Source organism: Bacillus sp. FSL K6-3154, from assembly GCF_040869395.1.
GTDB classification, from domain to species: Bacteria; Bacillota; Bacilli; order Bacillales; family Bacillaceae; genus Bacillus; species Bacillus safensis.
In genome coordinates this window covers 800,930-813,501 of sequence record NZ_CP152033.1, presented here as the reverse complement: position 1 = coordinate 813,501, position 12,572 = coordinate 800,930, and the positions used below count along the sequence as shown (strand labels likewise).

Annotated in this window: 11 protein-coding genes; 2 read left to right on the top strand and 9 right to left on the bottom strand. The window is 41.3% G+C overall.

Features of this window, described 5'->3' with window-relative positions; translation table 11 throughout:
• The first annotated feature begins 96 nt into the window (after nucleotides 1–96).
• Nucleotides 97–306: a hypothetical protein gene (locus tag MHH61_RS04475; protein ID WP_024425938.1), complete on the top strand. Its 210-nt coding sequence runs from the start codon at nucleotides 97–99 to the stop codon at nucleotides 304–306.
• Between the two features lie 73 nt (nucleotides 307–379).
• Here the strand turns inward: MHH61_RS04475 and MHH61_RS04470 are convergent, their stop codons facing one another.
• The 7 genes from MHH61_RS04470 to malK all read right to left on the bottom strand — a co-directional run bounded on the left by MHH61_RS04470 (nucleotide 380) and on the right by malK (nucleotide 9,363).
• A complete protein-coding gene (locus tag MHH61_RS04470) occupies nucleotides 380–1,717 on the bottom strand; it encodes a 2-hydroxycarboxylate transporter family protein (RefSeq protein ID WP_024425937.1) in 1,338 nt (445 codons plus the stop codon).
• 176 nt (nucleotides 1,718–1,893) lie between these two features.
• The gene (locus tag MHH61_RS04465; RefSeq protein ID WP_024423311.1) at nucleotides 1,894–2,853 is read right to left on the bottom strand and encodes an ABC transporter permease; all 960 of its coding nucleotides are present in this window, start codon (nucleotides 2,851–2,853) and stop codon (nucleotides 1,894–1,896) included.
• Nucleotides 2,854–3,900 (bottom strand): ABC transporter permease, encoded by a 1,047-nt coding sequence (locus MHH61_RS04460; protein WP_125586177.1) that lies wholly within the window; start codon nucleotides 3,898–3,900, stop codon nucleotides 2,854–2,856. It lies immediately after the preceding gene.
• Nucleotides 3,893–5,428, bottom strand: coding sequence for an ABC transporter ATP-binding protein (locus MHH61_RS04455; RefSeq protein ID WP_024425936.1), 1,536 nt, complete (start codon nucleotides 5,426–5,428; stop codon nucleotides 3,893–3,895). Before MHH61_RS04455 ends, MHH61_RS04460 begins: the two co-directional genes overlap by 8 nt.
• A gap of 159 nt (nucleotides 5,429–5,587) precedes the next feature.
• Nucleotides 5,588–6,670 (bottom strand): BMP family protein, encoded by a 1,083-nt coding sequence (locus tag MHH61_RS04450; RefSeq protein WP_048237317.1) that lies wholly within the window; start codon nucleotides 6,668–6,670, stop codon nucleotides 5,588–5,590.
• A 394-nt stretch (nucleotides 6,671–7,064) separates the two neighbouring features.
• Entirely contained in the window at nucleotides 7,065–7,772 is a 708-nt protein-coding gene (locus MHH61_RS04445; RefSeq protein WP_024425934.1) for a response regulator, read from the bottom strand.
• Nucleotides 7,765–9,363 carry a malate sensor histidine kinase MalK gene (gene malK, locus MHH61_RS04440; protein ID WP_125586179.1) on the bottom strand — a complete coding sequence of 533 codons (1,599 nt, stop codon included), beginning with the start codon at nucleotides 9,361–9,363 and terminating at the stop codon, nucleotides 7,765–7,767. The genes MHH61_RS04445 and malK overlap by 8 nt, the downstream gene beginning before the upstream one ends.
• A gap of 185 nt (nucleotides 9,364–9,548) precedes the next feature.
• Between malK and MHH61_RS04435 the strand changes: the two genes are divergently transcribed.
• A complete protein-coding gene (locus MHH61_RS04435) occupies nucleotides 9,549–10,106 on the top strand; it encodes a YufK family protein (RefSeq protein ID WP_125586183.1) in 558 nt (185 codons plus the stop codon).
• 42 nt (nucleotides 10,107–10,148) lie between these two features.
• Here MHH61_RS04435 and MHH61_RS04430 read toward each other — a convergent pair whose 3' ends face one another.
• Nucleotides 10,149–10,559, bottom strand: coding sequence for a thiol-disulfide oxidoreductase DCC family protein (locus MHH61_RS04430; RefSeq protein WP_024423304.1), 411 nt, complete (start codon nucleotides 10,557–10,559; stop codon nucleotides 10,149–10,151).
• An 18-nt stretch (nucleotides 10,560–10,577) separates the two neighbouring features.
• Nucleotides 10,578–12,479 carry a transglycosylase domain-containing protein gene (locus MHH61_RS04425; RefSeq protein WP_051582041.1) on the bottom strand — a complete coding sequence of 634 codons (1,902 nt, stop codon included), beginning with the start codon at nucleotides 12,477–12,479 and terminating at the stop codon, nucleotides 10,578–10,580.
• Nucleotides 12,480–12,572 lie beyond the last annotated feature (93 nt).

The window sequence follows — 12,572 nt, the reverse complement described above, 5'->3', positions numbered from 1 at the left end:
AGGTTCTTTTGACCACAAAAATAATTTTATCAAAAATGATACTCATTGTATATTGTTTTGTTTTTCGTACATGCTTTTCTTAAAGGAGCTGATCAAATGAAACGAAAGATCGTCATCAGCTTAAGCCTATTCTGCACGATTTTAGGAGGAGCATTCTTGATTGACCGAAATGATCAAAAAAGGTGGCAGGCCGGGAGTGAATGGCCGCTGTTTTCTGAGCATCTTCTTCACATGAGCTATCAAGAAACCAAGCTGTATCCTTTTCAGCCCAGGGAATATTTACGAATTGTATTAGCTGATGAATAAGATCCTATAGGAGAAAAGAAATATAAAAAAGCATGGGCCCATGTGAGAGCCCATGCTTTTTATGTGTGGTAGTTTAACTAAACACTCTGAGTAAGATCGTTGCACAGATAACAGTTGCTGCTCCGCCAAGTCGTGTAGATACTTGTGCGAAAGGCATAAGACCCATTCTTCCAGAAGCTGAAAGAATCGCAACGTCGCCAGTACCGCCAAGTCCGCTGTGACAGCCAGTGACAATAGCAGATTCTACTGGATACATGTTCATTAGTTTTCCAACGAAGTAACCAGAACCAACCATTGCGAGTACAACAGCGATACATACGCATACGAATGGAATGGAGATGACAGTTGCTACATCATCAAGTGGAATGTATAGAATACCAAGACCAACCATCAGCGGCCATGTAAAGCTTTTAGATACAAACTTGTAGAACTGCTGTGAGCCGTTTTGAAGATGCTGAGGCATCACGTTTAAGTATTTGATTAAAGCGGCAAGAACAATCATTAAGATTGGACCTGGAATATGAACAAAGCTTTCTAACAAACCACCAAAGATGAAGGTTGTACAAGCAACGAGTACACCAGCACCCATTAACCCGAAATCAACTTTTGCATCCAAATCTGGCTGCTCGAAAATTTCGTTTGCTTCTTTAGATTTCACAAGACGGCCATTTCCGTTTAGTTCTGGACGTTTCTCACCAAGCTTCTTCAATGCGCCAGCACAGATAATGGCAATGACGTTCCCGATGACAGCCGCAGGAATTAATTGAGAAATTAATGACTCTGCTGATACATCAAGAATTTGTGAATAAGCGATAGATAATGGCAAAATCCCTTCTCCAACACCACCGGCAATAATCGGTACAATAATAAAGAAGAATGAATGATGCGGTGTGAAGCCAACTAAAAGGCCAACAAGGATACCAGCACTCACAGCTGCAATTGTACCTGCAACGAGAGGAACAAACATACGAATAAGGCCTTGTACTAAAACAGTTCGCTGCATCCCAAGAATACTACCTACTACAAGAGCAGAGATATAGAAGTAAAGGAAGTTCGACGTTTTCATAAGAGACGTAACCGCTTCCAATGAGTTCGGATTCAGGACATTAAAAAAGACCAGGAACGATGGTACGAATAAAGAAAGAATCGCCGGTCCACCAATATCTTTTAAGATTGGAATACGTTGTCCTACATCTCCAAGGAAAATCCCCAAAATCATAATAACAGCGAAACCACCAAGCATATTTGCTGGAATTTTATTAAAATAAGCGGCAGTTAAAATAATCGCTGCAAGTACTAAATACACAGGTAGATCAATAACACCAATTTTCCAAGACATGATCTTACGGAAAACGCTTTTATTATTGTCAGAATCGTCTGTAATCGATTTCAATTGTTGTGCATTAGCCACATAAACACCCCCAAATGCTATTTGTCTCAATTGTAGAAGATTCAATGACACTCTTCTATTTATTAAACTAAAATAAGTGTAATAAAAGTAAAATAAACAGGAGTTTTTGAGTTTTTTATCATACAAAAATCCCCTGAAAGTAGTTTGTCCTTCAGGGGATTGATCATACATCGTATTTATCGTTTTCCTTTTAGATAAGGCGTACCAAGTGCTTTCGGTGCATCGGCACGTCCGATGAAGCCAGTAAGTGCTAAAATGGTGAGCACATATGGTGCTATGAGCATATACACATTCGGTATATCTTGGAACAGCGGCAGGAGAGAGCCAATGATGCTTAAACTTTGAGCAAATCCAAAGAATAAAGCAGCGCCCATTGCGCCAAATGGATGCCATTTACCGAATACAAGCGCAGCTAGTGCGATGAAGCCTTGTCCAGTAATGGTGGCATGTGAGAAATCAAGCGCGATCGTTGAGGCATAAACAGCTCCGCCAAGACCGCCAAACAGTCCACTAATGAAAACAGCAATGTAACGCATCCGGTACACTTTGATACCCATTGTATCAGCTGCCATTGGATGCTCTCCGACTGCACGAAGACGAAGACCAAACGGCATTTTAAATAAAACAAACCAAGCAACAACCGCAAGAGCTAAGGCGAGTATAGACGTATAATAAACATCTTTAAAGAAAATATCACCAATGATCGGAATGTCACTTAAAAGGGGGATATCTCCTTTATAAAAAGGCTCTGTAATTTTATCAGTTTGTGCTTTCCCATAAATCAGTTTGACGACAAACAATGTAGCGCCAAGTGCCAGCATGTTAATCGCCACACCACTGACCGTTTGATCAGCTCGGAAGGTAATGGTCGCCACTGCATGAATCAGTGAGAACAATCCGCCAACGGCCATTCCGACGAGAAGCCCAAGCCACGGGGTCAAGGCTCCAAACGTATCAGCAAAAAATAAGTTAAAGATAATACTGGAAAATGCTCCGACGACCATCAACCCTTCAAGACCGATATTGACAACACCTGATCTTTCTGAAAAGACGCCTCCAAGAGCGGTTAAAATAAGTGGTGCAGCATAAACAAGTGTAGCTGGGACGATGATTTCAAGTATTTGCAGAAATCCCACTTATTTTCCCCCCTTTTTCTTCATTTGTTGAATCACAAGACGGATAATATAGCTTGAGGCGACGAAAAGAATGATGATCGCAATGACAATATCAACAACCTCAGTCGGTACGCCTGATTCAAGCGGCATATTTAATGCACCGACCTTCAATCCACCAAGCAATAATGCAGCAAGGACAACACCAACAGCCGTATTTCCACCTAATAAAGCGACGGCAATTCCATCAAAACCTACGCCTGTAAACGAGCCTTTAATAGAGGCATATTCAAATGTACCAAGACCTTCCATAGCGCCTGCAAGACCTGCAAAAGCACCTGAAATAAGCATCGCATAAATGATATTGCGGCGAACGTTCATACCAGCATAGTGTGATGCCTGCTGGTTCATTCCAACTGCTCGTAATTCAAACCCTTTAGACGTTTTTTGAATAATGGTCCACATCACGACGGCAGCAATAATGGCAACAAAAATACCGTTATGCATTCGGGAAAAATCAGTGATCTGCTCAAAAAATCCAGAGCGGAGCGAGGCAGTGGCATCGATTTTATCTGTTTTATCTTTATTATCTGTTAAGACATTTGAGATTAAATAGTTTGTGACATGAAGGGCAATGTAGTTCATCATGATAGTAACGATGACCTCATGCACATAAAAACGAGCTTTTAAAAAACCAGGAATAAAGCCCCATAAAGCACCTGCAGCAGCTGCGGTGATGAGTGCAAGCGGCAGATGAATATACATAGGTGCATGGACAGTTGTTCCAATCCATACAGCAGCTACCCAGCCAACAAGCATTTGACCTTCTACACCGATATTAAACAGGCCTGTCCGAAATGCAAAGGCAACAGCAAGACCTGATAATATATAAGGTGTCACTTGCCTGATGGTTTCTCCCATATAATAGGTTTCACCGAAAACGCCATTCCAAAGGGCGCTATAGCCTTCGATGACACTATAACCGCTTGCCAGCATAATAATGGCCCCAACCAAAAGACCAAGTACAATGGCTATAAGCGGAATCAGCAGATTTGTTAAGCGATTAGACATTTGCTTCTTTCCCCACTTCCTGTTGCGTACTTCCAGCCATTAATAGACCAAGCTCTTGCTCTGTTGTTTCTTTTGGATCAACAATGGCGACAATGCTGCCTTCGAAAATAACAGCGATCTTATCACTGACATTGATAATTTCATCAAGCTCAAAGGAGATGAGCAAAACGGCTTTGCCTGCGTCTCTTTGCTCGATTAGACGTTTATGAACAAATTCAATCGCACCAACATCAAGTCCTCGTGTCGGCTGAGCGGCAATTAATAAATCAGGATTGCGGTCAACTTCACGGCCGATAATGGCTTTTTGCTGGTTACCGCCTGACAGAGCGCGCGCTTCTGTATATTCACTCGGTGTTCTCACGTCATATTCCGCAATGATTCGTTTTGCTTTTTGATAAATATTTTTCATATTCAATAAGCCGAATTTTGAATAAGGACGCTGATAATACGTTTGTAAGGAAATGTTTTCTCCAATTGAAAAATCGAGTACAAGTCCATGTTTATGACGATCCTGAGGAATATGTCCAATCCCAGATTCGGTCACTTTACGAGGCGGGAGATTTTGAATGGCTTTCCCGTTTAGCATGATTGTGCCAGATTCTGATTTCTTTAGACCGGTAATGGCTTCAATTAATTCAGACTGGCCATTGCCATCTACCCCAGCAATTCCGACAATTTCGCCAGCCTTCACTGAGAGGTTCAACTGCTTAACCGCTTCAATTCCTCTGGCGTCTTTTACTGTGAGATCTTGAATTTGAAGAACTTCCTCAGCTGGAGAAGCAGCTTTTTTATCTGTTTTAAATGACACTTCACGACCAACCATGAGGCTTGCAAGTTCATCTTTATTTGTGCTTGCCACATCAAGTGTACGAATGCCTTGGCCTTTTCGGATAATGGTCACGCGATGACAGGCATCCATAATTTCTTTCAGCTTATGGGTGATTAAAATAATGGATTTGCCTTCATTGATTAAGTTTTTCATAATTTGTATGAGTTCTTTGATTTCTTGAGGTGTTAAAACGGCCGTTGGTTCGTCGAAGATCAAAATATCAGCGCCGCGGTAAAGTGTTTTTAAGATTTCTGCACGCTGCTGCATACCGACAGAGATGTCAGATACTTTTGCGGCAGGATCTATTTTCAAACCATAGCGGTCAGAAAGCTCTTGTACTTGCTGTATGGCTTGTTCTTTGTCAATCTTTCCAAACTTCTTTGGCTCTTTACCTAAAATGATGTTTTCAGCGACAGTAAAGGTATCGACAAGCATAAAGTGCTGATGCACCATTCCGATGCCTAAATCACTAGCATCATTTGGACTAGAGATGGTCACGGGTTTTCCGTGCACCTTAATTTCACCTTTTTCAGGCTGGTACAGTCCGAAAAGCACGTTCATGAGCGTTGATTTTCCAGCGCCGTTTTCACCAAGCAGCGCATGAATTTCGCCCTTTTTTAGCTGCAGCGTAATGTTGTCGTTTGCTACAATGCCAGGGAATTCTTTGCGTATATTCAACATTTCAATGACATAATCCACAGGTTTAACCGCTCCTTTTTTAGGGTGCTGATGAAGATAAAAACTAGCAAAAGAAAAGCTGCAAAACGAGGCTGCAGCTTTTCTTTTACCACCTTTTACGAATAAAGAGGAGGTAAAGGAGAGGCAAGGGGATAAGGCGCGCTTATCCCGATGCTCAAATTAAGCTTTAAAATCTTTTAATTCATCACGTGTTGCAGGGATTTTGATTTCGCCCTTGATGATTTTTTGTTTCCATTCTTCCACTTTCTTTAATACATCCTTATCAAGGTTTTCCTTAGATGGAGAGATGTCAAGAGCGCCTTCTTTCAGACCGTATGTGATCACTTCGCCGCCAGGGAACTTACCTTCTTTTGCTTTCGTTGTTAAGTCTTGTACCGCTGTGTCTACTTTCTTAACCATAGAAGTAAGAGTGACACTTTGTTTTGTTCCAGGTACTTTTCCTTCGTCATACTGGTCTTTATCTACACCGATGACCCAAACTTTACGATTAGGATCCGCTTTTTTCAGGTTTTTCGCTTCTGTGAAGACACCAGTTCCAGTGCCGCCAGCAGCATGATAGATGATGTCGACGCCAGATTTGTACATGCTTTCAGCTGTTGCTTTACCGATGTCAGCCTTATCGAATGCACCAGCATATTTCACTTCAACTTTTGCTTTTGGGTTCGCTGCTTCAACACCAGCGCGGAAACCGACTTCGAATTTTCTGACTAATTCAGAATCAACGCCGCCGACAAAACCAATCTTGTTTGATTTTGTTGTAAGAGCAGCCGCAACACCCACAAGGAATGATCCTTCGTTTTCGTTAAACACAATGCTAGCCACGTTGTCTTTTTTCACGACTGCATCAACGATAGCAAAGTGGTTTTTCTTACGTTGATCCGCAATTTCAGATATAGCATCTTCCATTAAGAAACCAATTCCGTAAATCAGGTCGAATTTCTCACGAGCAAGTGTGTTTAAGTTTGTTGTATAGTCAGCATCTGATTTAGATTGTAAGTAATCAAAGCCGTTTTTACCTTTTTTTAGATTGTTGTCTTTCCCAAATGCTTGTAAACCTTCCCAAGCTGATTGGTTAAACGATTTGTCATCGACACCACCGACATCAGTTACCATTGCAACAGTGAATTGATCTTTATCTTTTTTGCTTTCACCGCTGTTTGAGCCAGAGTTGCCGCATGCTCCAAGGATGGTTCCTGCTGCTACGACTAAGGACAATGCTAGTCCAATTTTGCGCTTCTTCAAAACATAACCCCCTATAAAATTTAAAAGTTTCAGAAAAGTCTCGCGAAAAAAGACCGATCTATCTCTTCTCACCCTTCTGAAGAGGGTATTTTATCCTGCTTTCTCATGAAGCTTATGGAGGGCAGGAGAGAAGATGTAAGACATCAGACTTATATCTCGTTGAACTAATCAATCATAATTTATCATTTCCGATCGAATAAATAAATAGAAATTTGTTTTATTTTTAAAAAAATGTTAAATGGCTTTATTTGATGTCTTTTTATCTGCTGAAATATGATATAATGCCGCTTTTGTGATGTGCTCCGCTACAGCAGAACCACTGATATCAAGGGGTTTGTTACATCGTATGCCATAAAAAAACATCTGGCCTTTGTGAAAGGTCAGATGTAGTATTTTAAAGATATTGCTGAATCAAATTCATATTGCTCGTGTTCAGTTTATATTGGAAAACAGGACGTCCTATTGTCCCATATGCCATTTCAACATCCACCACTTCGATATCCTCAAGGAATTTCAAGTATTTTCTAATGGAGACTTGAGAGATTTCTGTATGATTGGCTAGGTCTTCGGTTGTGAAAGCCTGCTGGCCAAATGATTGAATGCTTGTCCAGATGAGTTTAAGTGTGCTTTTGGTCAGTCCTTTTGGCAAGAGGACTTTTTCCGCCTCTGCTTTTTTATGAAAAAGCTTCGCATCTAAATCATTTTGCGAAATGCTGTTCATGGATTGATACAGGGCGTGTTTCCGTTTATACTCTGCCAGTGCTGATTGGAATCGTTCGAACTCAAAAGGCTTAATTAAATAATCAACTGCCCCGTTTCGCATCGTTTGCTGTACAACATCGACTTCATTTGCAGCCGAAATGACAATGACATCAACGGCATGATTTTGCTGGCGAATTTCTGTTAGTAATGCCAGTCCATTTTGTCCAGGCATATAAATATCGAGCAGTACGAGGTGAATGACTTCTGTTTTTAACATTTCAAGTGCCTGCTGAAACGAGGTGGCAATCCCCTTTAACTCAAAGCCGTCGATTTGGGTCAGGTAGCGTTTGTTCAGCTCCCCAACCATTGGATCATCTTCTACTATTAACACATTAATCATGTGAATCCTCCTTTTGTTTATACGGAATGCGGAGACTAAAGGTCGTTCCTTCTCCTTTTTCACTCGTGACAATCATATGTCCGTTCAATTTCTTGATGCTTTGGTCAACGAAGTAGAGTCCGAACCCTCGGTCTTCTCCTTTAGTTGAAAAGCCTTGATCAAACATGATGTCTTGTTCTTCTTTCGTGAGACCAACACCTGTGTCCGTGATTTCAATGTGAAGCTGCTCATGGACGTATCTGAAGGAGATCGAGATGTTTTTCGTATCAGTATGTGAAACAGCATCGAGTGCGTTATTTAACAAGTTGCCAATCACGGTAATGAGATCATGCGTCACTGCCGGGTCCTCCGTATTTGGCACTTGTGTGCTGCAAATAACCTCCAAGGCAGCGCCTTGTTCCCTGATATAGCTTTGTTTTCCTAGTAAAAATCCTGCTAAAACAGAGTTTTTCACATGGTTGATGATTTCATTTGTTTCCGTTTGCTGATAGATCGCAATATCTTTGATATAGGTGCCAAGGTCATCGTAGTTTTTGAGCTGAACCAATCCTAAAATGACATGCAGCTTGTTCATAAATTCATGTGACTGGGCACGGAGCGCATTCGCATACATTTTGACCCCGCTAAGCTGCTCAGCCAGATGTTTCACTTCTGTTTTGTCACGGAAGGTGGCGATGGCTCCGACAATCTCATCATTTACTGTAATTGGTACTTCATTAAAAACGAGCTCCAGTCCATTCATTCTCACGTCACGATCAAGCAGTGGCTTGCGTGTTTCAATGACCTGTTTTAAGCCGCTTGAAGGGAGGAGAGTTTGAACATCTTGTTCTCTAGGATCAACCATAATGCCCATATTATGAAAGAGTCGTTTTGCCTCTGCATTGGCCAGCTTGATTTGACCGTGCTGATCGACGGCAAGAATCCCTTCTTTTGTTGATTCTAGCATGGCACTTCGTTCTTTTAGCAATGTGGCAATCTCATCCGGCTCAAGTCCAAACATAATCTTCTTCACTTTTCTTGCCACAATGAGTGCCCCGATGATGCCAGATAGGAGGCTGAGTGATGTGACGAAGTAGAGTGGAAGTAAGCTTTGATGAATAATCAAGTCAATTTCCTTTAACGTAATCCCTACGGCCACAGCCCCGAGCTGCTTACCATTTTGATCATAAACAGGAACAAAAGCACGCATGGATCTGCCGAGTGTTCCAGAAGCCGTACTAATATGTTCTTTTCCCTGTAATGCTGCTTTTTCATCACCGCCGGCAAACCGCTTTCCAATTTTCTGCGGATTCGGGTGTGTTTTGCGGATACCGTTCATATCCATGACGACAACGAATTCGGTTTTGGTGATTTGCTGAACACTTGTTGTATATTTTCGTAATGCGGAATATGAATGATCTTCTAATGATTGTGCTGTGATCGGTGCCTCTGCGACCATTTTGGCAGTAGAAAGAGCAATGTCACGTTCCTGCTGATGGATGTTCTTGGCTGTTTCCGACCATATTGTAAAGAATGTGATACAAAGGGAGATCAGGACAACGATGCACACAAAGATCGTCAGCCGTGTTTGCAGTCTTAAAGTTTTTTTCACGAGTATACCCCTAACGCACGATTTTTTCGTAACAGTAATACTTTAACGGGAAAATGTAAGTTTGTGAAGGAATGTACGTGCAAAATCATAAATTTGATTTTGCTGTCGGTTTACTTTGAAAGCATCTTGTCAATCCGTTTTAAGTGAGCCATAATAAATGTGAGCTTATGAGAAAGGATCTATTTATGAAAAATACATATTTGACTGGATATTTTCCGCTGATTTCAATTTTACTATTCAGCTCTGCTTTTTCGATTTTCACAGTAGGTATCACAACTGATTTCTTGACTCAAGCAGGCATTTTAAAAGGAATGCTTGAATTTTTCTCTGAACAGGGCATTCGTCTTGCTCTCTTTGCTGCTTTTGCACTTGTTTATTTTATGATCTTATCTGCCTTAAAACTGATTGCAGATACGGTATTAGAGCTGGCGTTACTCTTTTTCGCTAAGGACCCTGAAGGGGAGAACTTAAAGAAAATTCGGATCGCATCCGTTGTTTATTTATTTGCCAGCTTGCTAGCTTTTCTGTTGACACAGCAGCTCATTCTGCTAGTCGGACTTTTTGCACTAGCAAGTCTTGTCTATTTTATCTGGGTTGTGGTTCGCATTTATCAATCGCTTTCTATGCTGAATTTGATTGGATTTATGATGTTTCTTCTGCTGTTTTGGGCGACGTTTTTGATCGGTATTTTGTACTTATTTATTAAGCTTTATAACAGTGTGATGGCAAGTCTGCCTTCATAAGCAGACAAAGAAAGCATCCTCCAATGATGGAGGATGCTTTTTTTATGAAAGAAACCGTTTTTGAATATCGGGTGTAGGCATCATACAAGATGTTTTTTGACCAAACCATTTGTAGCGATTTTTTGCTATCAACTGATAAAACCAATCACGGATTGGGCGAGGTATGGCAAGGAGTAAAAAGCTCCATCTGTATATCCCTTTTAAATGCCGCGCGGCTTTTAAGATGCCTGTCGACTTCGTATAAAGGGTCCCTTTTTCAATATAAATGAATGAATTGAACTCATCTAAAGGCAAACCGTTTTCCTTTAAAATACGCTGCCCTGTATCTGATTGTAAGGAAGCGAACATCATCCGTTCATTCGGATCGCGCTTAATCACAAACTGAACAGCGCCGCTGCACACGTTGCAGACACCGTCAAATAAGATTAAATGGGGTGGATGTGTTGAATGCATCGCAATCAAACCTCCTGTTTATCTGGCGTATTGCATCGTATTTTTCCAAATACGTAAGTGCGGGCTTGAATGATAAATCGATTCCACCGTTCCTCTATCTCTTCCAACCCAGACACCCATTGTGTACTGATCTGTCAGTCCCACAAACCAAATATCTTTGTAGTCATTGGATGTCCCTGTTTTACCACCGATGTAAGGGGCGTTGAAATTCGCTTTTTTCCCTGTCCCACTCTTCACAACAGAGGTAAGCAGCTTACGCATCGTTTCATTTGTACGCTGAGAATATACTTGCTTTGGCGACTCTTTCCACTTGTAAAGGGTCTTACCGTTTAAGTCTGTCACTTTTGTGATCGAATGACTTTGTGTGTAGGCTCCTTGGTTGCCAAAGACGGTATATGCATCTGTTATTTCTAGCGGTGAGAAGCCTTTCGTAAATCCGCCAAGTGCAGAAGGAAGACGGTAATCTTCCGCTACAATATGTTCGAATGAGAACTTCTCTAAATAGCTGAAGCCTTTTTTGACACCCACTGTATCCAGCATTCGGATCGCAGGGGTATTGTAAGAATTTTTAAAGGCTGTTTCAAGTGTGACTGTTCCATACGTTTTATGATTATAGTTCTGCGGACAGTATCCGCTGCTGCAAAACTTGCCGGCACTGATGGTGCTTGAAGCCGTTGCACCGGTTTGATCAATATAAGGCGCATAGTCTAAAAGCGGCTTAATCGCAGACCCAGGCTGTCTTTGCGCTTGATAAGCGTAGTTAAAATCAAATTTCTTATAGTTTTTCCCGCCAGCAAGTGCAACAATTTGATGCGTTTCATGATTAATGACGGCTGATCCGCCTTCCACACCTTGGTAAGGCAATTGAGCATTGAGCTGATAGACGGCTCTTTGCTGTAAGGAAGGATCAAGCGCCGTATAAATTTTCACACCATCCTGGAGCAGGGCACTGACCTTTTCAGATAATTCCTTTTGAATCGCCTTTTTCGCTTCAGCTGTTTTGGCTTTCTTCAATCGTTTTGTAAAGCCCTCCTGATCAGACACAAGATCTGTAAACTCTTCATTGGCATATGTCACATAGTCAGGGTATAGGTTTTTCTTTTCACTTAAAGAAAGGCTGATTTTTTCTTTGACGGCTTTTTTGTATTGTTTTTTGGTGATGACGCCATCTTTCTTCAAAATACCAAGCAGTCGTTCTTGGCGTTTCTTTGTGTGCTTGAACTGTTTTAATGGGTCATACAGTGTTGGGTTGTTTGGAATAGCAGAGATAAATGCCATTTGGGCAAGTGTTAAAGAACTAAGCGGCTTATCAAAATAGTAATTAGCCGCAGAACCGACACCGTAAACACCATTACTGAAATAAATCGTATTTAAATAGCTTTCGAGAATTTCATCCTTCGAGAATTTCCGCTCAAGTTCATAGGAATAGAGCAGCTCCGTAAACTTTCGGCTGAACGAACGTTCATGGCTTAAATATAAGTTGCGGGACAGCTGCTGTGTGATCGTACTCGCTCCTTGGCTGATGCCATGGTTTTTGACATTTGCAGCAAGGGCACGAACCACCCCCATAAAGTCAATTCCCTTATGGTCATAAAAGTTGCGGTCCTCTGAACGAAGGAACAGCTCCTTCACAGGTTCAGGAATGTTATCGTATTTCACGAACACTCGGTTCTCATCGTTTGAGACGATCTCGGAGATAAGAGAACCATCCCGGTCATACATATAACTGTTTTGGGAAAAATCTATCTTTTCCAGCTTGATTTTTTGATCAAGCACTTCGTTAACAGGCTTTACACTTGCAGCTTCTTCCTTTGATAGATAAAAAGTCAGAGCAAATAATGGGATGAGGGCAGCAAGTAATAACCAACCAATAATTGCACGAAACATGAGGTCACTCACTTTCTTCAATTTTCTAGCCATATCGTACCATTCTTTTGCGAATACGAGAAGGTTATTTTTAGAAAAGAAAGGGCGTGAAGTCTAGTGAATAAGGCTTTTCCGCAAGAAAAAAGA